Source organism: Plantactinospora sp. B5E13 (assembly GCF_039871775.1).
In the GTDB taxonomy this organism is placed as follows: domain Bacteria; phylum Actinomycetota; class Actinomycetes; order Mycobacteriales; family Micromonosporaceae; genus Plantactinospora.
In genome coordinates, this window is sequence record NZ_JBDPLT010000004.1 from 97855 (window position 1) to 117748 (window position 19894).

Genomic DNA, 19894 nt, shown 5'->3' on the forward strand with positions numbered 1-19894 from the left:
TAGTTGAACCCCAACCTATAGGCGACTTACAGCCTTGTGACTACTACATCTAGGGGTCGACCGTATGCCCAGGAAGAGCCGAGGTCAAGTTGACGGGGCGTGGCGCGGCCCGCATTTTGTCAACCTCCCGGCAACCCTCCGGGTTACCGGTCGGCCGGCAGGAGCAGGCGCTGACCGACGTACACCAGGTAGCCGTCCATCCGGTTGAGCCGACGGATCTCATCGACGACCGTGGCTGGATCCCGGTCCGGTCGGTGCCGCTCGGCCAACGACCAGAGACTGTCACCCGGGCCCACCACGACGGCGGCCGGGGCCGTCGCGTGTGCGACACCCGACCCGGGCCGGGACGCCCGGGACGCCGGGGAGAGCACGGCCGCGGCGGCGGCCACGAGAAGCAGCAGAAGGATGGTAACCACCGCCCGACCCCGGCGGGTCAGCCGCAGTCGACCCCCACGGGACGCCCCCGGAACCTGCGTCACACCCATCGTGACCTCCATGATCGAACACCAGTTCGAAGGCTAGAACGTACGATGGTCTATCAGAACAGGCGTTCGATGTCGAGCATCCGGGGCCGACACGCCGGACCGGATGTCGTACAGATGTTTGAAACTGTGTGATCTCACCTATACGGTCGTGAACATCGACACCGCCCCGGTACCGCACCGGGCGGACGTCGACCCACGACGCACCACGAGCCGCCAAGGCAGCGCACCGCCACCAGGAGGACGACGTGTCGACCGACGACCGGACAAGCCGGCAGAAAGCACAGAAGAGCACCGCCCCGAGCAGCCGGGCCGGCCGACGTGGTGCCGGCACCCGGGCCCGGGACGCCGCGCCGACGCTGCGCGCCGTCACCCCGGTGGTCAGCACCTTCCCCGACCTGGTCAACGCCGACCTCACCGCCCGGCAGCGGCGCATCCTCGAGTTCATCCGGGACTGGGTGGAGCGGTACGGCTACCCGCCGAGCGTGCGCGAGATCGGCGAGGCGGTCGGACTGGTCTCCCCGTCCAGCGTGGCGTACCAGCTCAAGGAGCTGGAGCGGAAGGGTTTCCTGCGCCGCGACCCCAACCGCCCCCGGGCGGTGGACGTACGACCGCCGAGCGACATCGTCGACGACGAGACGGCCCGGGCACAACGCCCGACTCCCGCCTACGTGCCGCTGCTCGGCCGGATCGCCGCCGGTGGGCCGATCCTCGCCGAACAGGCTGTCGAGGACGTCTTCCCACTGCCCCGCGAACTGGTCGGGGAGGGCGAGGTCTTCATGCTCCAGGTCAAGGGCGACTCGATGCTCGAGGCGGCGATCTGCGACGGCGACTGGGTGGTCGTCCGGCAGCAGCCGACCGCGAACTCCGGCGAGATCGTCGCGGCGATGCTCGACGGCGAGGCGACGGTCAAGACGTACCGGCAGCGCGACGGACACGTCTGGCTGATGCCGCAGAACCCCGCCTTCGACCCCATCCCCGGAGACAGTGCCACCATCATGGGCCGAGTGGTTGCCGTACTGCGGCGGATCTGAGCCGGCACCGACCACGGGTGCCGGCCGGACCGCCGGCACCCGACCAGGTTCCGGCCCAGGTGGCGACCGGAATAGGCGCCAGCCTCCACGTCACCGGGAGCCGCCGGATCAGCGGTGGTCGGGCTCCTCCGGGTAGCCGCCAGGGCGCTGCCGGGGCTGGCCGTACTGACCGCCGCCACGCCTCGGACCGGCCCACGGCTCGTCGTCCGGCCCGGGCCCTCGCCGGCCGCCGCCCTGCGGGCCACGCGGAGGCTGTCCGCCGCCACCATAGACGCCGCCACCGCCAGCCGGTGGCTGTCCGCCGCCGCCGTAGACACCGCCCCCACCGCCCCGCCGGCCCGCTGGTGGGGCACCTCCGGGCACCGGCTGGCCGGCCCGGCCACCACCCGGCGGCCGCTGGCCGCCGTAGACGCCACCGCCACCGCCACCGGACCTCGGGCGCCCGACCGGGGCGCCCCGATCCGGCGTGCTTTGCCCACCGTAGGACCCACCGGCGGCGGGTCGGCCACCGTACACACCGCCGCCGGACGCCGCGCCCCGCCCCACCGGCTCGAAGTCGTCCGCGGGACGATCCGAACGGTAGCCCTGGCCGTAGCCGCCGGCACCCTGGCCCCAACCGGCCCCGTCCCGCTCGTCGGGACCCGGCTGCCGGCCCGCCCCGGGATCGCCGCCGGCGCCCGGCCGGCCCTTGCGGCCGGACCGCGGACCGTTGTCGTCGCCGTCGACGCCGCCGGCCCCCAGACCCTCGTCGGGTCGACGGCGGGCCCGCAGGATGCCGAAGACGCCGAGCGCGACCAGGATCGCGCCGATCACACCCAGACCGCCGATGAGGTACGTGATGTCGTCCAGGGTCAGCGAATCCGTCCAGGACGTCTCCGACTTCGCCGAATCACCCGCGGCCCCGTCGGCCGCCGCGGCGACCACCGTGGCCGGGGTGTAGCTCAGGATCGTCACGTCGGTCGGCTCGTCCAGCGCGGCGACGTCCGAGACCGTCAGGAAACTCTTGCCGTCCGCGGTGTAGGCGATCGCCTCGCCGAACGGGTCCTCCAGCGCGGTGGTCCGGGGCGTACCGCTGGTCAGGGTCTTGACCAGGTCGCCGTCCCGGACGTCCCACTCGAAGGCGTCGGCGTAGGTGCGGAGTGCGATCCGCTTGCCGTCCAGGGACCGCGCCGCGCCGGTGACGGTCTGCCGGCCGGCCGGCCCGAAACGGTTGGCGGTGGTGGTCTTCGGCAGCGAGATCTCGCCGGCCTTCTCCAACGGCACACCCGCGGTGTTGTTCTTCTTCAGGGCGCCGGTCGGGCGGTAGATCTCGGCCTTGCCGGTCGTCTTCGTGATGATCAGCGGAACGTCGTCGTCCCCGATCAGCAGCGCCTCCGCGTCGTGCCGCTTCTCGTCCGGGAACGCGAGCCGGTGGATGACCGGCGCCGCCGAACCGTCCACCGGCATGCTCCACAGCGCGACCGTGGGCCGCCGGGTCGCGCCGTTGTCCCCGGTGTCGGCGATCCACAACGTCTTGCCGTCCGGGGAGATCGCCAGATCCTCCGGGTCGAGCGGGCCGCTGCCACCGTAGGCGACCGTGTCGGCGAGCTTGCACTTGTCGGTCAGCAGGAAGACCCGCTCCCGGGCGGGATCCTCGCTGCCGTCGTTGATCACGACGAAGCCGTCGCGGGTGGCGACCAGCCCGGAGAGTTCACTCATCCGCTCGTCGGTGATGGTGCAGACCTTCTTGCCGGCGTCGGCCGACGCCGCCGTGACGCCGACGCCGAGGGTGACCCCGACCAGGCCCAGACTCAACCCGAGGGCACCGGAGCCAACCAGCACCGTGGAGAGGACTCGCCGCATTCGCCCAGTGTCGCATGCGCGCGGCGCAAACCGGTGAGGCGGCGTGATCAACTCAGGGCTGCCGTGTCGGAGCGGGCAGCCTCATCCCACTACCTCCTGGTACGGCGCCAGTTCCGCCGCCAGCGCCTCGTCGACCCGGACGTGCAACTTCGTCCCCTCCGGCAGGTGGGCCGTGCCGAGCACCTCACCCTGCCGGTGCACCCGGGCCACCAGGTCACCCCGGTCGTACGGCAACACCGCGCGGACCTCGACCGCCGGGCGGGGCAGCCGGGCCTCGATCGTGGCCCGCAGCCCGTCGATCCCCCGGCCGGTCCGGGCGGACACGAAGACCGCGTCCGGCCACTCCCGCTTCAACCGGAGCAGGGTCTCCTCGTCCGCCGCGTCGGTCTTGTTGATCACCAGCAGCTCGGGCAGCTTGTCGGCACCGACCTGGGCCAGTACCTCCCGGACCGCCCGCACCTGCTCCTCAGGGTCGGGATGCGCGCCGTCGACCACGTGCACGACAAGATCGGCGTCGGCGACCTCCTCGAGGGTGGACCGGAACGCCTCGACGATCTGGTGCGGCAGGTGTCGGACGAATCCGACCGTGTCCGCCAACGTGTAGACCCGCCCGTCCGAGGTGTACGACCGGCGGGTCGTCGGGTCCAGGGTGGCGAAGAGGGCGTTCTCCACCAGGACACCGGCGTTCGTCAGCCGGTTGAGCAGGCTGGACTTGCCGGCGTTGGTGTAGCCGGCGATCGCCACCGCCGGTACGTTGCCGCGGGTCCGCCGGGCCCGCTTGGTCTGTCGTACGGTCCGCATGGCCTTGATCTCGCGGCGCAGCCGGGAGATCCGGAACCGGATCCGGCGCCGGTCGGTCTCGAGCTTGGTCTCACCCGGACCACGCACACCCACACCGCCGCCGGCGCCGCCGCCGCGGCCGCTACCACCGGTCTGCCGGGAGAGGGTCTCACCCCAACCCCGCAGTCGGGGCAGCAGGTACTCGAGCTGGGCCAGCTCGACCTGTGCCTTGCCCTCCCGGCTCTTGGCGTGCTGGGCGAAGATGTCCAGGATCAGCGCAGTCCGGTCGACAACCTTGACCTTGGTGCGCTGTTCCAGGTTGCGCAGCTGCGACGGCGAGAGTTCCCCGTCACAGATCACCGTGTCGGCGCCGGTGGAGCGGACCACCGCACTCAGGTCGTCCACCTTGCCCCGACCGATGTAGGTGGCCGGGTCGGGCCGGCTGCGCCGCTGGATCAGCCCCTCGAGCACCTGTGAGCCGGCCGTCTCGGCCAGCGCGGCGAGCTCGGTCAGGGAGTTCTCCGCGTCGGTCACGGTGCCGTCGGTCCAGACGCCGACCAGGACCACGCGCTCCAGCCGCAACTGCCGGTACTCGACCTCGGTGACGTCGGCGAGCTCGGTGGAGAGACCGGCGACCCGGCGCAGCGCCTGGCGGTCCTCCAGCTCCAGTTCGCCGGTGGTGACGTCGTCATCGTCGTTGATGACGATGGCGTCGAGGTCCTCGTCCGCCAGCCGAACGAAGCTTTCCTGGTCTCGCAAACCGTCCTCCGGTTCTCTTCGGGCCTCCGTGACCGGCTCTGCGGTGCCTGTCCGGTCCGGCCCTGCGTCTGGTGGGGTCTGTGCTGCCGGTGTCAGGTGTTGTCCCTGCGTCGGTAGTACTCAATCGTGACACGCCCGTGCGCCCGGTGCACCCGCTATATCCCGGCCGGTACGGCCGGGCCTGCGGACCGGGTCCCGCCCGTGGTCTACCCGCACCGCTGCCCGCGACGCCTACCCGACGCCCGGCCCCCCGGTGGCGCGTCACCGGGGGAACCGCGGCTGGTCGAACCGGGCTGACGTCAGCGACGTTTCCGGACCGGCCTAGGGTGATCCGGGTCGCCGAACGGCGACCACCACCGGTACCGGGCGGTTTTCCACCCTCCCCGGTGGGGTGAAGAATGCTGACGGCGGCAACGACGCCGCGGGAAGACGACGGAGGACGACGACGTGGGGATCACGCGACTGCCGAGTGCCGGATTCTCGATCACCATCCGGATCGGGGTAACGGCGGACGCCTCGGCCATCGGCCGGTTGACCACCTGCGTCGGCGAGGCCGGCGCCATCGTCACCGCGCTCGACGTGGTCGACTCCGACCCCACCACGGTGATCGTGGACCTCACCTGCGACACCGCCGACGCCACCCACGCCGACCAGGTCGTACGGTCGTTGACCGCGCTCGACGGGGTGGATGTCCGGAAGGTCTCCGACCGTACCTTCCTGCTCCATCTGGGCGGAAAGATCGAGGTCTCCCCGAAGGTGGCGCTCCGCAACCGGGACGAGCTGTCCCGGGCGTACACGCCGGGTGTCGCCCGGGTCTGCCTCGCGATCGCGGAGAACCCGAAGGACGCCCGCCGGCTCACCATCAAGCGGAACACGGTCGCGGTGGTGACCGACGGCTCGGCCGTACTGGGCTTGGGCAACATCGGCCCGGCCGCCGCACTGCCGGTGATGGAGGGCAAGGCCGCCCTGTTCAAGCGGTTCGGCGGGGTCGACGCCTGGCCGGTGGTGCTGGACACCCAGGACCCGGACGAGATCGTCTCGATCGTCCGGGCGATCGCCCCGCAGTACGGCGGGATCAACCTGGAGGACATCGCCGCCCCCCGCTGCTTCGAGATCGAGACCCGACTGCGGGACCTGCTCGACATTCCGGTCTTCCACGACGACCAGCACGGCACCGCGATCGTCGTCCTCGCCGCGCTGACCAACGCGCTGCGGGTGGTGGGCAAGAAGCTCGCCGACGTACGGGTCGTGGTCTCCGGCGCCGGTGCCGCCGGTACGGCGATCATGAAGCTGCTGCTCCGTCAGGGCGTCGGCGACATCATCGCGTACGACCGCCAGGGTGCCCTGCACCGTGGCCTGACCGGACTCAACCCGGCCTGGCAGTGGCTGGCCGAGAACACCAACCGGGAGGACTTCTCCGGAGACCTCACGTCGGCGCTGCGGGGTGCGGACGTCTTCATCGGGGTGAGCGCCCCCAACCTGCTCACCGGGGAGGACATCGCCGCGATGGCCCCGGACGCGATCGTCTTCGCGCTGGCCAACCCGGACCCCGAGGTCGACCCGCGCGAGGCGCGCAAGCACGCGGCGGTGGTCGCCACCGGCCGGTCCGACCAGCCGAACCAGATCAACAACGTGCTCGCCTTCCCGGGGGTGTTCCGGGGCATGCTGGACGCACACGCCGAGGAGTTCACCGAGGAGATGGCGATCGCCGCCGCCCGGGCGATCGCCGACGTGGTCGGCTCGGACAAGATCAACCCGACGGTCATCGTGCCGAGCGTCTTCGACTCCCGGGTCGCTCCGGCGGTCGCGGCCGCCGTCCGGGCCGCCGCCCACCACCCGGCGCCGCCGCCGGCCGCCGACTCCGGTCCGGCCGACCTGCCCGAGATCGCCGCCGAGGCCGCCGCGCCGGCCAGCCCGCTCTCCAGCTGAGCGCCGCGGAAGGGCCCCTTCCCCGGCGTGGCGTCACAAGGGGCCCTTCCCGACCACGATCGGTCAGACGGGCAGGCCGGCCGGGTCGATCTCGCCGTGTGCGACCAGCACCGCCGGGCCGGCCAGCCAGCAGCTCCGCTCGTCGACCGTGACGGTCAGCCGGCCGCCCGGTACGTCGACCGCCACCACCCCGGCGGTCCGGCCCGCGTCCCGGACCGCCACCGCCGCCACCGCGCAGGCGCCCGAGCCGCAGGACAGGGTCTCCCCCGAACCCCGCTCGTGGACCCGCATCAGCACGTGCAGGTCAGCGCCCGCCACCGGTTCGGCCGGTACGACAAACTCCACGTTGACGCCGGCCGGGAAAACCGCCGGGTCGAATCCCGGGGCCCGGGTCAGGTCCAGGTTCGCCAGTTCGATGCTGTGCGGCAGCTGACAGACCAGGTGCGGGTTGCCGCAGTCCACCGCCGTACCCGTCAGGGTCAGCCCGCCGAGGGTGGCGACATCCCGACCGGTGATCCGGGGCGCGCCCAGGTCGACGGCGATCTCCTCGGCGCCCACCCGCACCTGGACCACGCCGGCCCGGGTGGCCAGCGGCAGCGTACCGTCGACCGGCTCGGCGAGCCCGTGCACGGTCAGGTAGCGGGTGAAGACCCGGGTCCCGTTGCCGCACATCTCGGCGATGGAGCCGTCGGCGTTCCAGTAGTCCATGAACCACTCGGCGGCGTCGGCGTGGCCGACCGCGTCCGGATGTTTGGCCGCCCGGACCACCCGCAGTACGCCGTCGGCGCCGATGCCCCGCCGTCGGTCGCAGAGCGCGGCCACGACCGCCGGGGTCAGCTCCAGCTGACCGTCGGGGTCGGGCAGGATGACGAAGTCGTTGCCGGTGCCGTGGCCCTTGGTGAAGTGCACGCCCCCATCATCCCCGAGCCGCGGCGACCGTCGCCAACGCGGCCTCGACCAGGTCGTCCCGGGCCGCGTCCAGCCAGCTGATCCGGGAGTCGCGCCGGAACCAGGAGCGCTGCCGGCGGACGAACCGTCGGGTGGCCCGGACCGTGTCGTCCCGCGCCGCCGCCTCGTCCAGTTCCCCGTCGAACATCCGCAGCACCTGCTGGTAGCCGAGGGCCCGACTGGCCGTACGGCCGGACCGCAGGCCGCGCTCGACCAGGTCGGCGGTCTCGGCGACCAGACCGGCCTCCCACATCCGGTCCACCCGGACACCGATCCGCTCGTCGAGGGTCGCGGTGTCCAGGTCGACCCCGATCTGGACCGCGTCGTACCAGGGAGTCGGTTGGGGCAGGGCGGCGGTGAACGGCGCCCCGGTGAGTTCGATCACCTCCAACGCCCGGACGATGCGTCGCCCGTTGCCGGGCAGGATGTGCGACGCCGCGACCGGGTCGGCGGCCCGCAACCGGGCATGGAGCGGCTCGGGTCCCACCGCCCGCAGCTCGTCCTCCAGCCTCGCCCGCACCACCGGATCCGTGCCCGGGAACTCGAACTCGTCGAGCACCGCCCGGACGTAGAGGCCGGATCCGCCGACCAGCAGCGGCACCCGGTCACGGGCCAGGATGTCGTCGACCGCGGCCCGGGCCAGCCGCTGGTACTCCGCCACGCTCGCCGGCTCGCTGACCGGCCAGATGTCCAGCAGGTGGTGCGGCACCCCGGCCCGTTCGGCGGGGGTGAGCTTGGCGGTGCCGATGTCCATGCCCCGGTACAACTGCATCGAGTCGGCGTTGACCACCTCGCCGTTCAGGGCGTGCGCCAACGCCACACTCAACGCGGACTTGCCTGCGGCGGTCGGCCCGACCACCGCGACCACCGGACCCGCCGTCATCGGGACGGTCCCGTCGGGACGGCCGGCGTCCAGCTGGCGACGAGGTAGCTCACGCCGTACGGCGCCGCGTAGTAGGAGAGGTCACCACGCCAGGGCAGCCCACTGTGCCGCGTCGCGGCCGCCAGCACCTGCCAGGGCGCCCGCCCGGTGACCCGTAGCCGCGTCGACAGCTCCGGCGGCAACGCCAGCAGCGCCGCACCGTCCGCCGCCGCCAACGCCGCGGCGACCCCGTCGTCGTACGGCTGGGCGGCCGGGTCGTCGTACCCGGGGGACTTCTCCCCCCGACAGGCCGAGCCGTCGCCCATCACCAGCAGCGCCCACGGTTCGTCGGCACCGGCGGAACCGATCGCGGCGAGCCGCTCGGCGAGCCGGACGCAGTCGGCCACCGGGGCGTCCTGCGCCACGCTGACCAGGTGCCAGAGATCCGGGCGTACGTCGTCGGCCTGTCGGGTCACCAGCCAGGCGGCCACCGACAGACTCAACGGCAGGGACGGTCGTCCCGCCGCCCGGTCCGGGTCGCCGATGGTCACCTCCACCGGAACACCCCATGGCGCGAAGGAGCCGCGGGTGGGAAGGTGGTGTTCGAGGGTCGCGGTGTCGGCGCCGACCACCACCACCCGGCGGGCCGCGGAGTCGACGAGTCGGGTGACCGCCTCGTCACAGGCTTCCCGGAGGCCGGCGAGTTCACCGGCGGCCGACCCGGCGAGCGCGGGAACGATGAGCGGTGGATGCGGACAGACAGCGGCGGCGACCAGTGGCACGGCTTCACCGTAGCGGGCGGGCAACCCTCCGCCCGCAGGCCAGGTGGTCCCCATACGGTCAAAGACACCGTATGGTCACGGTCGACGACAGGCGCTCGACGGGGACCGGGTTGGACCTGTGACAATGCCGGGAGAAACTTCGCTGCGCCGTGGCGGCGTACGTCGGGGACCCCCAGCCCCGCCGGCGTCGGGAGAACGAGGATGGGCACATGAGTGACTGGACTGCCTTTGGACGGGTGGATGAGGACGGCAACGTCTACGTCAAGACGGCCGAGGGTGAGCGGGTGGTCGGTTCCTGGCAGGCCGGAGCACCGGAGGAGGGCCTGGCCCACTTCGCCCGCCGCTTCGCCGACCTGGTCACCGAGGTCGACCTGGTCGAGGCCCGGCTCAACTCCGGGGCCGCGGACCCGTCCGGATCGCTGACCACCATCCGACGCCTGCGGACCTCGCTCGCCGAGGCACACGTGGTCGGCGACATCGACGGGCTCGCCACCCGGCTGGAACGGCTCGCCACGGTGGCCGAGGGCAAGGCCGGCGAGGCGCGGGCCGCCCGGGAGACCGCCCGTACCGAGGCGGTGGCCCGGAAGACGGCACTCGTCGAGGAGGCCGAGAAGCTGGCCGCCGAGTCGACCGGGTGGAAGACCGCCGGCGACCGGCTCAAGGAGATCCTGGACGAGTGGAAGACCATCCGGGGTGTCGACAAGAAGACCGACGGTGAGCTGTGGAAGCGGTTCGCCGCCGCCCGGGACGGCTTCACCCGCCGTCGGGGTGCCCACTTCGCCACTCTGGACGCCCAGCGTAAGCAGGCCCAGGGGGTCAAGGAGCAGTTGGTGACCGAGGCCGAGTCGCTGGCCGACTCGACCGACTGGGCGGCCACCGCCAACCGGCTGCGGGAACTGATGACACAGTGGAAGGCCGCGCCCCGGGCCTCGAAGGAGGCCGAGGAACGGCTCTGGGAGCGGTTCCGGGGTGCGCAGGACGCCTTCTTCTCCCGGCGCAGCGAGGTTTTCTCGGCCCGGGACGCCGAGCTGCGCGGCAACCTGGAGCGCAAGCAGGCCCTGCTCGCCGAGGCGGAGGCGCTGGACGTCGAGGCCGACCCCCGGGGCGCGCAGGCGAAGCTGCGCGAGATCCAGGGCCAGTGGCACGAGGCGGGCCGGGTGCCCCGCGAGGCGGCGGCCAACCTGGACCGGCGGATCCGCGTGGTGGAGGAGAAGGTCCGTCAGGCGATGGATTCGGCGTGGCGGCGGACCGAGCCGTCGGCCAACCCGCTGCTCGCGCAGATGCGGGAACAGGTCGCCGAGGCCGAACAGCGGCTCGCCCGGGCACAGAGCGCCGGTGACGCCCGACGGATCCGCGAGGCCGAGCAGGCACTGGCGTCCAAGCGGCGCTTCCTCGAACTCGCCGAACAGGCGAGCTGACCCGGGCCGGTCCCGGATCTTCCGGAGGGCCCCTTTCCCACTGTGGTGGGCAAGGGGCCCTTTCCGGTCCCTGGGGCCTTTCCCGACGGCTGTCCGGTCTCCCAGAAGGCTTTCCAGGTCCCCGGAGGGCTTTCCGGTTCGCTGGGGGACGCCCCCGCGCGTCAGCGGTCGCAGGCGCCGGCGGAGGCGGGCAGTGCGGGTGGCACGCCGACGGTCGGCAGCCCGAGCGACACCGCGGCGCCACGCGGGGTCTGCCCGGCCTCGTAGTTGTCGCCGGCCCGGGTACGTCGGTGCGACAGCGGCTCGCCGTCGGCGTTCAGGTGGTGCGGGGCGGCGTAGTCGACCACGGTCCGGACGATGTCGCCGGGGCGGATCCGACCCGCGTACGAGCCGGCGGCGAAGTGCACCAACCGCCCGTCCCGGGCCCGACCGGAGAGTCGTCCGGTCCGCTCGTCCTTACGTCCCTCACCGACCGCCACCAGCACCTCGACCGGGGTGCCGACGAGTGCGCGGTTCTCCGCCCAGGTGATCTCCTCGACGCAGGCAATCAGCCGGTCGTAGCGCTCCTGCACCACCTGCTTGGGCAGCTGGCCGGGCATCTCGGCGGCCGGGGTGCCGGGCCGCTTGGAGTACTGGAAGGTGAAGGCGGAGGCGAACCGGGCTTCACGTACCACGTCCAGGGTGCGCTCGAAGTCGGCGTCGGTCTCGCCCGGGAAGCCGACGATGATGTCGGTGGTGATCGCCGCGTCCGGCATCGCCGCCCGGACCTTCTCGATGATCCCCAGGTAGCGGTCCGCCCGGTAGGACCGGCGCATCGCCCGCAGCACGTCGTCGGAGCCGGACTGCAACGGCATGTGCAGCGAGTGGCAGACGGTGGGGGTCTCGGCCATCGCCGCGATCACGTCGTCGGTGAAGTCGCGCGGATGCGGGCTGGTGAACCGGACCCGTTCCAGCCCCTCGATCTCGCCGGTGGCCCGGAGCAGCTTGCCGAAGGCGAGCCGGTCGCCGAACTCCACGCCGTACGAGTTCACGTTCTGGCCGAGCAGGGTGACCTCGAGCACACCCTCGGCGGCCAGCGCCCGTACCTCGGCCAGGATGTCGCCGGGACGGCGGTCCTTCTCCCGGCCGCGCAGCGACGGCACGATGCAGAACGTGCAGGTGTTGTTGCAGCCGACCGAGATCGACACCCAGCCGGCGTACGTCGACTCGCGCCGGGTCGGCAGGGTCGACGGGAAGACCTCCAGCGACTCCAGGATCTCCACCTCGGCGGCGGTGTTGTGCCGGGCCCGGTCCAGCAGCACCGGCAGCGAGCCGATGTTGTGGGTGCCGAAGACCACGTCGACCCAGGGCGCCTTGCGGACGATCTCGCCACGGTCCTTCTGGGCGAGGCAGCCGCCGACGGCGATCTGCATCCCGGGGTGCTTCTCCTTCACCGGGCGCAGGTGACCGAGGTTGCCGTAGAGCCGATTGTCCGCATTCTCCCGGACCGCGCAGGTGTTGAAGACCACCACGTCGGGATCGTCGGCCTCGGCGGCCCGGACATAGCCGGCCTGCTCCAGCAGTCCGGAGATCCGCTCGGAGTCGTGCACGTTCATCTGGCAGCCGTACGTCCGCACCTGGTAGGTGCGCGGGCTGCCCGGGGCTGCGGTAGTCATGACAATGACAGAGTATCCGCAGCGGGCGGCGGGGCCGGATCCCGCCGTGGGCGGAACCCGACCGCCGGGGACTAGGAGGAGCCATGTGCCGGAGCATCAAGACCCTGCGGGAGCCGTACGCCGAGGTGGTCACGGCCGCGGACATCGAGGCCGCCGCGCTGCAGTACGTGCGCAAGATCTCCGGGTTCCGGACCCCGGCCGCGCACAACGCGGAGGCCTTCGACGCGGCGGTGGCCGCGGTCGCGGAGGCGACCCGGACCCTGCTCGACAACCTCGTGGTACGCGGCGGCGGTCAGGCCGCGGCGAGGGCGGGCAGTACGGAGTCCGGGCTCCAACGCGACTGATGGCAGGGTGACCAGCCCCGGCAGCGGGGGCTGAGCACCGTGCAGAGCCGCTGGTTGGAGAGGATCTCGCCGTCGTCGGTCTCCCGGACGTCGAGGTGCACCGGACGGATCGTGCCGTCCGGGGTGACCAGCAGGTGGCGTCCGGCGTCCAGGGTGTCGTCCGGCAGCAGGCAGGACCGGCGCAGCCGACGGGCGAACGCCGCGACGGCGACCACCTCGGGCAGCCCGGACGGCGGCGCGTAACAGTCGACGGAGGTCGGGTAGTCGCCGGGCCGGTGCGTCACGTCGACGAGCATCGCACCCTGCGGGATGTCCGCCGGGTCGATGGCGCCGAGCGGCAGCACCGGTACGCGGAGCGCGTCGGCGAGCGCGGGACGGATCTCCGTGGCGGCGACGCGCCTCTCGATCCTCCAGTTCCACAGCTCGATCATTGCCGCCTCCTCGCTCTGCTCGGTCCGGCCCGACCACTTCCTCGTGACCACTCCCTCGTGGCGGCGACCGGTCGGTCGCCTGTGGTCGTCGGGCGGGACGGCCATCACCAACGATGGTGCCGGGCGGACCGGGTCGAGCGCGGCTAAGTTACCGGTCTGTGACCATATCCGCCGAAATAGACAAAGCTTGGCTACCTATTGTAGTCACATAACCCCCCTCCGACAGCGCGGCTCGCCCGAGATGCTCACCCTGCGTGGCGAGAATCAGCCGCGGCGGTCGCCCACCGGACAGTTCGCACGGTCACCCGGACGGGTCACCGTGGACCTGCGGCGAGCCCACGTCGGCGTCCACGGCCGGCCGCCGCCCACCGGACGGTCGGCCCGGAACCGGACCGGCCGCGGGTCAGGAGCGGTGCGTCTCGGTGAGGCGGTCCTGGAGCCTGGCGTGCCGAAACTGGTAGACCGAGCCGACGACGCGCAGCACGCCGCGCTCGTGGGCGTCCTCCAGGAACCGCATACCCAGGACCGGACTGTCCCCACGGAGCCGCAGTTGCAGAAAGGACAGTGTGGTCCGCCAGGTGCTGGAGACGGTCAGGGCGGCGGCGACGGTGGCGACCACCCCGATCGTCACGCCGGTGACCAGTCCAACTCCGACCGCGACCGGGAGCGGATCGTGCCGGGCCATCGCCATCCCGTCGGTGACGCCGGCCGCGACGCCCACCGAGAGACCGAAGACGCCGCCGACGACAAAACTGCGCCGCCGGTCCTGCCGCCACGCCGAGACCGGATCGAGGGGGGCGGCGACGTTCAGCGAGGCGGCGGAGAAGCTGTCGATGAGTCCGAACGCGAGGATGAACGTCGCGCCGATGACAAGTCCGGTGACGAGTCCGGCCGGCGCTCCGTATCCGATCCCCACCGGAACGCCGGTGGCGAGCCCGATCGGGACCCCGGTGGCGAGGCCCGCGGGCAGACCGCGGGTGAGGCCCGCCCGGAGGGTGCCGGCGACGCCGGACTGTGGAGGCAGGGCCGAGTCGGCGCGGGTGAGCCCGGCCTGGGAGGCGAAACCCGCGCCGGCCCCCGCCACGGCGCCGGCGACGAGCGCCACCCCGAGGCCGACGACGCCCACGGCCGGCCCCACGGTCAGCGCGGTGGCGAGGCCGACGGCGAGGCCCGAGACGAGACCGAGCCCGGGGTTGAACCGGGCACCGGCCTTGCCAGCGAGTCCGCCGGCCGGCGAGTCCCGGTGCTCGACGGCCAGGCCGATCGCCAAGCCGAGCAGGAGACCGACCACGGCGGCCGGCCCGATGTCGATGGTGTCCCGTTCCCCGAACTCCTCGGTGAACGCGGCGACGACCGCCGCAGCCGCTCCGCCGACGAGCCCGCCGGCGAGCATGGTGGCGATCGCCCGCACCGGGGCCGGTGCCCAACGGTGCAGACGCCACCAGGCGAGCTCCCGGACACCGTCCCGGCTCATCGCGGTGGCCAGGGCACCGAGCCAGCGGCGGGCCTGCCCCGGGTCGTACCGGCCGGGTGGTTTGCCCGGGCGTCGGCGGTACGCCGCCGACAGGGCCCGGTCCAGGAGGTGGTCCTCGACCTCGTCCCGGGTGGCGAACCGGTCCGGGACAAGCAGTTCCTCGAGGTCGGCCGGGTCCGGAAAGGTGTCCCGGACCAGGGTCACGGCCAGCGGCGAGGTCAGCGCCCGCGCCAGTGGAGTGTCCGGCGCCTGGTGCAGGCGGTCGACCAGCCGGCGCCAGGCCGGCGGGGGTTCGGCGAGCTGCCACCGGGCGAGATAGTCGGCGGCGACGGTGGTGGGAACCGGGCGGAGTTCGAGGGCGGCCGCACCGTGCAGGTGTGCGCCACGCACCGCCTCGGCGTACTGCTCGCTCCGGGTGAACAGGACGAGCCGGAGATCGGCCTGATCGTCGAGGGCCTCCAGCGCGAGGGGGCGCAGCTCGGCGTCCAGCTCGTCGAACCCGTCGAGGAAAAGCGCGACGCGACGCTCCCGGACCAGTCGGGTGGCGACGTCCGGCCCGTACGCCGACGCCCGTAGGAACCGGAAGTCGGTGGCGATCCGGTCGGCCAGCCAGCGGTGCAGCGACGTGCGTTCCGGGTCCCAGGTACGCGCGGTGAGCAGGACCGGGATCGGGATCTCGGCGCGCTCCTGGGCGTCCTCGACCTGCCTGCGGTGCCGAAGGGCTTCGAGCACGGCGAGGATCGCGGCCGCCGACTTACCCGCCCCGGGCTCGCCGAGCACCACCACCCGACCGGATTCGAGGCCGGCGTAGATGGTGAAGAGGTCGGCGAGACCGCCGCCGCGTACCGTGTCGACGGTCGCCGCCTCGATTCCCGGTAGCGGCGCGAACCGGCCGTGGGCCGGGCCGTCGAAGCCGCCGACCGCCTCCTCCACCCGGCCGCTCACCGGTCGGGTGGACCAGACCCAACGCACCGGGATCGGGCGAACGAGTCGGCGGTCGCGCAGCGCCGGTTCCCACTGCTCCTCGACCGCCCGGGCCAGGTGGTCGCCGGCCAGCGTCAGCGCCGCCGCCGGATCCAGTCCCTCCCAGTGCCGGCGCCGCCACAGTGCCACCGCGACGGCGCTGATCAGCGGGGCGAGAATCGCCGTGGCGACCGAGACGACCACGGCGACCAGCTGCTCGTTGCCGTCGGTGAGGAGCAGGGCGAGCACCGCCGCACCGACCAACGCCAGGACAAAGAGGGTGAGCCCGACCAGCGGCCACGGTCGCAGGCGTTCGGTGCCCCGCATGACACGAAGTGTGACAGGCCCACACCCGGTACACCATCCCGGCGGATCAACCGGTGCGCACCGGCCTCAACGCATACGATCAGGGGCGGAACATCGCGGTTCGCCACGGAGGCGGGCAGGCACCTGGTGGTCCTCACGGTCTTCAAAACCGATGTGACCGAGTAACTCGGTCGGGCGGGTTCGATCCCCGTACGCCTCCGCCACCCTCGTCCCGGCTCCGGCACCAAGGGCGCCCGGGCCGACGGTCAAGGCACCTGTTCCGTGGCCAATGACCACAAACAGTCCACGCACCTTAACGGACAGTTGCGATCTTCGTGGCTGTCGTTACCGCCCCGTGATGAACTCGATTGCGTTCCAGCACGTCAGGTCCCCTAGAGTTGCGTCACCGATTCAGCGGAATCCGGTGTGACAGACCGTGGACGAGACAGGTGGGGCATGACCGAGCGGAGCCAGGCGGGCGAAGTGAGTGGTACGACCGACCAACCGCTCATCCGGCTTGACGGGGTCAACAAGTGGTTCGGCCCGCTGCACGTGCTGCAGGACGTCAACCTCTCGGTGAGCCGGGGTGAGGTCGTCGTGGTGATCGGACCCTCCGGGTCCGGCAAGTCGACCCTGTGCCGGGCGATCAACCGCCTCGAGGCCATCAACGCGGGGACGATCACCTTCGACGGCCAGCCGCTGCCGGCCGAGGGCCGGGCCCTGGCCCGGCTGCGCAGCGACGTGGGCATGGTCTTCCAGTCGTTCAACCTCTTCGCCCACAAGACGATCCTGGAGAACGTCACCCTCGGACCGATCAAGGTGCGTAAGGAGAAGCCGGAGTCGGCGCGCAAGCGCGCCCTCGAACTGCTCGACCGGGTCGGCATCGCCTCCCAGGCCGACAAGTTCCCGGCGCAGCTCTCCGGTGGGCAGCAGCAGCGGGCGGCGATCGCCCGGGCCCTGGCGATGCAGCCCAAGGCCCTGCTCTTCGACGAGCCCACCAGCGCCCTCGACCCGGAGATGGTCGGTGAGGTGCTCGAGGTGATGACCTCGCTCGCCAAGGACGGCATGACCATGGTGGTGGTGACGCACGAGATGGGCTTCGCCCGGCACGCCGCCAACCGGGTCATCTTCATGGCCGACGGACAGCTCGTCGAGGACGCGCCGCCCGCCGAGTTTTTCGCCAACCCGCGCAGCGAGCGGGCCAAGGACTTCCTGTCGAAGATCCTGACGCACTAGGCGTCCTGTGTGGAGCGCCCGGTCGGCTGGCCGGCGCGCTAAGTCGAAGAAGGGGAAGAGGAATGCGAATCACGCGCGTGGCGGCGATGGCCGCGGTCGCGGCACTCTCGTTCACCGTCGCCGCCTGCGGCGGTGATGGCAACGGTACGGGTTCGGGCGGCTCCGCATCCGGGATCGTCGGCAAGGCGGAGTCGAGCAAGAAGCTGGTCATCGGCGTCAAGTCCGACCAGCCGGGTCTCGGTCTGCAGACCGGTAGCGCGTACGAGGGCTTCGACATCGAGATCGGCAAGATCATTGCCAAGGGTCTGGGTGTCGAGGAGAGCGGCATCGAGTGGAAGACCACCACCACGCCCAACCGGGAGCCGTTCATCCAGCAGGGCACCGTCGACCTCGTCGTGGCGACCTACACCATCAACGACGAGCGCAAGCAGAAGGTCAACTTCGCCGGGCCGTACTACATCGCCGGGCAGGACCTGCTGGTGAAGGCGGACAACACCGCCATCACCGGGCCGGAGGCGCTGGAGGGCAAGAAGGTCTGCTCGGTGAACGGCTCGACGCCGGCCAAGCGGATCCAGACCGACTACCCGAAGGCGACGCTGCAGCAGTTCGACGCGTACACCAAGTGCCTGCCGCTGCTGGAGAACGGCCAGGTCGACGCGGTGACCACCGACGACATCATCCTCGCCGGCTACGCCGCGCAGGACCAGTACGCCGGCAAGTTCAAGGTGGTCGGTAAGCCCTTCTCCTCCGAGCCGTACGGCATCGGGCTGAAGAAGGAGGACACCGAGGGCTGCAAGAAGGTCAACGAGATCCTCACCGCCGCCGCCGCGGACGGCAGCTACAAGGCCGCCTGGGACAAGACCCTCGGCAAGAGCGGCACCCCCGCCCCGACCCTGGACACCAGCAAGCTGACCAACTGCCCCGCCTGATCGTCTGACCCGGGGCCGGCGGCGAAGACCCGCCGGCCCCGGCTGTCGTTCAGGGCCCGATGTGCTCTCCAGGAGCAAGGACACATGGACGTATTCGGTGATCCGGGGAACGTCGACGCCACGGTGTCGGGCTTCGTCTGGATCCTCAAACTGACCGGCGCCTCCGCGGTGCTCGCACTGGTGCTCGGCGTGATCCTCGCCGCGATGCGGGTCTCCCCCATCCCGGTGCTGCGGCTGTTCGGCGCCGGCTGGGTCAACATCTTCCGCAACACGCCGCTGACCCTGATCATCTTCTTCTGCTACTTCGGGCTCTACAGCACGCTCGGCCTGACCCTCTCCGAGGACCTCTTCCGCAACATCTACTGGCTGGGCGTGATCGGGCTCGCGACGTACACCGCCGCGTTCGTCTGCGAGGCGATCCGGTCGGGCATCAACACCGTGCCGGCCGGTCAGGCCGAGGCGGCCCGGGCGATCGGGCTCACCTTCGCCCAGACGTTGCGCATCGTGGTGCTGCCGCAGGCCGGCCGGGCCGTCGTCGCACCGCTGGGCAGCATCCTGATCGCGCTCTGCAAGAACAGCACCATCGTCGGCACCATCGGCCTGATGGAGTCGTCAAGCGTGATGAAGGACCTGATCAACTCGTACGGCAACGCCGGCATCCTGATCTTCGCGGTCTTCGCCGGCGCCTTCGCCCTGCTCCTGATCCCGACGGGCTACTTCTTCGGATGGCTCGCCAACCGGCTGGCGGTGAAGCGCTGATGAGCAACACCACCTCGGTCCTCTACGACCACCCCGGCCCCCGGGCCAAGGTCCGCAACGCGGTCCTGACCGTCGCCTTCGGTCTCGCCCTTCTCGCCCTGCTCTGGTGGGTCTACCGCAAGTTCGACGCGGCGGGGCAGTGGTCCGGCAACCTCTGGAAGCCGTTCGCCGAGTCGGAGACCTGGACCGGGTTCATCCTCCCCGGCCTGCTCGCGACCCTGCAGGCGGCGGCCGCCGGCATGGTGTTCTCGCTCGCCTTCGGCGTCATCTTCGCGGTGGGGCGACTCTCCGAGCACCGGTGGATCAGCATCCCGGCCGGCGCGGTCGTGGAGTTCTTCCGGGCCGTACCGCTGCTGCTGATGATCTTCTTCATCTTCTACGCCGTGCCGTTCCTGATCCAGGCACCCGTCTCGGGCTTCTGGGCGGTGGTCATCGGACTCACCCTCTACAACGGGTCGGTCCTCGCCGAGGCGTTCCGGGCCGGCATCCGGGCGGTGCCCCGGGGCCAGTCCGAGGCGGCGTACGCGATCGGCATGCGGAAGACCCTGGTGATGCGGCACATCCTGGTGCCGCAGGCCGCCCGGTCGATGCTGCCGGTGATCGTCAGCCAGCTGGTCGTCCTGCTCAAGGACACCGCGCTCGGTTACATCGTCGCGTACCCCGAGTTGCTGCAGCGCGGCGTCAACGACCTGTCCGCGAACTACGGCAACGTGGTCGCCGCCGCGATCGTGGCCGCGGTCATCTACATCATCATCAACTCGCTGCTCACCATGCTCGCCAACTGGCTCGACCGGCGCAGCCGCACCCGTGGCGGCCGGGCTCCCAAGGTCGCCGACACGCCCCAGCCGCCCGTACCGCAGGGTGCGGGTGAGGGCGCCGTCGTCGGCACCTGACCGACCAGCCCTGGCCGGCCAGACCGGCGCTGACACACCGCACCGGCGGTCGCCTCCCCTCGTGCGGG

General features: G+C 71.7%; 17 protein-coding genes and 1 tRNA gene. 9 read left to right on the forward strand and 9 right to left on the reverse strand.

Annotated features, from left to right (window positions below):
- Window positions 1-143: 143 nt before the first annotated feature.
- Window positions 144-416 (reverse strand): LysM peptidoglycan-binding domain-containing protein, encoded by a 273-nt coding sequence (locus ABGB05_RS05635; RefSeq protein ID WP_347652075.1) that lies wholly within the window; start codon window positions 414-416, stop codon window positions 144-146.
- Between the two features lie 314 nt (window positions 417-730).
- Between ABGB05_RS05635 and lexA the strand changes: the two genes are divergently transcribed.
- Window positions 731-1516, forward strand: a complete 786-nt coding sequence (gene lexA / locus ABGB05_RS05640) for a transcriptional repressor LexA (RefSeq protein ID WP_347652076.1) — start codon at window positions 731-733, stop codon at window positions 1514-1516.
- 108 nt (window positions 1517-1624) lie between these two features.
- Here lexA and ABGB05_RS05645 read toward each other — a convergent pair whose 3' ends face one another.
- Window positions 1625-3358, reverse strand: a complete 1734-nt coding sequence (locus ABGB05_RS05645) for a hypothetical protein (RefSeq protein WP_347652077.1) — start codon at window positions 3356-3358, stop codon at window positions 1625-1627.
- Between the two features lie 81 nt (window positions 3359-3439).
- Window positions 3440-4870, reverse strand: coding sequence for a GTPase HflX (hflX, locus tag ABGB05_RS05650; protein ID WP_347652238.1), 1431 nt, complete (start codon window positions 4868-4870; stop codon window positions 3440-3442).
- Window positions 4871-5344: 474 nt separating this feature from the next.
- Between hflX and ABGB05_RS05655 the strand changes: the two genes are divergently transcribed.
- The gene (locus ABGB05_RS05655) at window positions 5345-6826 is read left to right on the forward strand and encodes an NAD-dependent malic enzyme (RefSeq protein ID WP_347652078.1); all 1482 of its coding nucleotides are present in this window, start codon (window positions 5345-5347) and stop codon (window positions 6824-6826) included.
- Between the two features lie 63 nt (window positions 6827-6889).
- On the opposite strand, the gene dapF is transcribed toward ABGB05_RS05655, so the two are convergent.
- From dapF to ABGB05_RS05670, 3 genes are read right to left on the reverse strand one after another with little or no spacing between them, the layout of a single operon-like run.
- On the reverse strand, window positions 6890-7735 hold the full coding sequence (gene dapF / locus ABGB05_RS05660; RefSeq protein ID WP_347652079.1) for a diaminopimelate epimerase: 846 nt from the start codon (window positions 7733-7735) through the stop codon (window positions 6890-6892).
- Between the two features lie 7 nt (window positions 7736-7742).
- Window positions 7743-8657 (reverse strand): tRNA (adenosine(37)-N6)-dimethylallyltransferase MiaA, encoded by a 915-nt coding sequence (gene miaA, locus ABGB05_RS05665; protein ID WP_347652081.1) that lies wholly within the window; start codon window positions 8655-8657, stop codon window positions 7743-7745.
- Complete coding sequence (locus ABGB05_RS05670; RefSeq protein WP_347652082.1) at window positions 8654-9472, reverse strand: hypothetical protein; 819 nt, start codon at window positions 9470-9472, stop codon at window positions 8654-8656. Before ABGB05_RS05670 ends, miaA begins: the two co-directional genes overlap by 4 nt.
- Before the next feature lie 155 nt (window positions 9473-9627).
- Between ABGB05_RS05670 and ABGB05_RS05675 the strand changes: the two genes are divergently transcribed.
- Window positions 9628-10836 (forward strand): DUF349 domain-containing protein, encoded by a 1209-nt coding sequence (locus ABGB05_RS05675; RefSeq protein ID WP_347652083.1) that lies wholly within the window; start codon window positions 9628-9630, stop codon window positions 10834-10836.
- 161 nt (window positions 10837-10997) lie between these two features.
- Here ABGB05_RS05675 and miaB read toward each other — a convergent pair whose 3' ends face one another.
- A complete protein-coding gene (gene miaB, locus ABGB05_RS05680; RefSeq protein ID WP_347652085.1) occupies window positions 10998-12491 on the reverse strand; it encodes a tRNA (N6-isopentenyl adenosine(37)-C2)-methylthiotransferase MiaB in 1494 nt (497 codons plus the stop codon).
- 83 nt (window positions 12492-12574) lie between these two features.
- Between miaB and ABGB05_RS05685 the strand changes: the two genes are divergently transcribed.
- On the forward strand, window positions 12575-12835 hold the full coding sequence (locus tag ABGB05_RS05685; protein WP_347652086.1) for a DUF2277 family protein: 261 nt from the start codon (window positions 12575-12577) through the stop codon (window positions 12833-12835).
- Here the strand turns inward: ABGB05_RS05685 and ABGB05_RS05690 are convergent.
- Together ABGB05_RS05690 and ABGB05_RS05695 are read right to left on the reverse strand one after the other, a co-directional pair.
- Window positions 12784-13266: a hypothetical protein gene (locus tag ABGB05_RS05690; RefSeq protein ID WP_347652239.1), complete on the reverse strand. Its 483-nt coding sequence runs from the start codon at window positions 13264-13266 to the stop codon at window positions 12784-12786. The genes ABGB05_RS05685 and ABGB05_RS05690 overlap by 52 nt on opposite strands.
- 403 nt (window positions 13267-13669) lie before the next feature.
- Window positions 13670-16030, reverse strand: a complete 2361-nt coding sequence (locus ABGB05_RS05695; protein WP_347652087.1) for a hypothetical protein — start codon at window positions 16028-16030, stop codon at window positions 13670-13672.
- A 107-nt stretch (window positions 16031-16137) separates the two neighbouring features.
- Between ABGB05_RS05695 and ABGB05_RS05700 the strand changes: the two genes are divergently transcribed.
- The 5 genes from ABGB05_RS05700 to ABGB05_RS05720 all read left to right on the forward strand — a co-directional run bounded on the left by ABGB05_RS05700 (window position 16138) and on the right by ABGB05_RS05720 (window position 19826).
- Window positions 16138-16233 (forward strand) — tRNA-Sec (locus ABGB05_RS05700).
- 232 nt (window positions 16234-16465) lie between these two features.
- Complete coding sequence (locus ABGB05_RS05705; protein ID WP_347652088.1) at window positions 16466-17245, forward strand: amino acid ABC transporter ATP-binding protein; 780 nt, start codon at window positions 16466-16468, stop codon at window positions 17243-17245.
- Window positions 17246-17307: 62 nt separating this feature from the next.
- Window positions 17308-18174 (forward strand): glutamate ABC transporter substrate-binding protein, encoded by an 867-nt coding sequence (locus ABGB05_RS05710; RefSeq protein ID WP_347652089.1) that lies wholly within the window; start codon window positions 17308-17310, stop codon window positions 18172-18174.
- A gap of 84 nt (window positions 18175-18258) precedes the next feature.
- The gene (locus ABGB05_RS05715; protein WP_347652090.1) at window positions 18259-18933 is read left to right on the forward strand and encodes an amino acid ABC transporter permease; all 675 of its coding nucleotides are present in this window, start codon (window positions 18259-18261) and stop codon (window positions 18931-18933) included.
- Window positions 18933-19826, forward strand: coding sequence for an amino acid ABC transporter permease (locus tag ABGB05_RS05720; protein ID WP_347652092.1), 894 nt, complete (start codon window positions 18933-18935; stop codon window positions 19824-19826). The genes ABGB05_RS05715 and ABGB05_RS05720 overlap by 1 nt, the downstream gene beginning before the upstream one ends.
- Window positions 19827-19894: the final 68 nt, after the last annotated feature.

Excerpts from the sequence above, each read along its gene's own strand:
- ABGB05_RS05645 (WP_347652077.1), bottom strand. The coding sequence starts at position 3,358 with ATGCGGCGAGTCCTCTCCACGGTGCTGGTTGGCTCCGGTGCCCTCGGG.
- miaA (WP_347652081.1), bottom strand. The coding sequence starts at position 8,657 with ATGACGGCGGGTCCGGTGGTCGCGGTGGTCGGGCCGACCGCCGCAGGC.
- ABGB05_RS05670 (WP_347652082.1), bottom strand. The coding sequence starts at position 9,472 with ATGGGGACCACCTGGCCTGCGGGCGGAGGGTTGCCCGCCCGCTACGGT.
- ABGB05_RS05675 (WP_347652083.1), top strand. The coding sequence starts at position 9,628 with ATGAGTGACTGGACTGCCTTTGGACGGGTGGATGAGGACGGCAACGTC.
- miaB (WP_347652085.1), bottom strand. The coding sequence starts at position 12,491 with ATGACTACCGCAGCCCCGGGCAGCCCGCGCACCTACCAGGTGCGGACG.
- ABGB05_RS05685 (WP_347652086.1), top strand. The coding sequence starts at position 12,575 with ATGTGCCGGAGCATCAAGACCCTGCGGGAGCCGTACGCCGAGGTGGTC.
- ABGB05_RS05690 (WP_347652239.1), bottom strand. The coding sequence starts at position 13,266 with ATGATCGAGCTGTGGAACTGGAGGATCGAGAGGCGCGTCGCCGCCACG.
- ABGB05_RS05695 (WP_347652087.1), bottom strand. The coding sequence starts at position 16,030 with ATGCGGGGCACCGAACGCCTGCGACCGTGGCCGCTGGTCGGGCTCACC.
- ABGB05_RS05705 (WP_347652088.1), top strand. The coding sequence starts at position 16,466 with ATGACCGAGCGGAGCCAGGCGGGCGAAGTGAGTGGTACGACCGACCAA.
- ABGB05_RS05710 (WP_347652089.1), top strand. The coding sequence starts at position 17,308 with ATGCGAATCACGCGCGTGGCGGCGATGGCCGCGGTCGCGGCACTCTCG.
- ABGB05_RS05715 (WP_347652090.1), top strand. The coding sequence starts at position 18,259 with ATGGACGTATTCGGTGATCCGGGGAACGTCGACGCCACGGTGTCGGGC.
- ABGB05_RS05720 (WP_347652092.1), top strand. The coding sequence starts at position 18,933 with ATGAGCAACACCACCTCGGTCCTCTACGACCACCCCGGCCCCCGGGCC.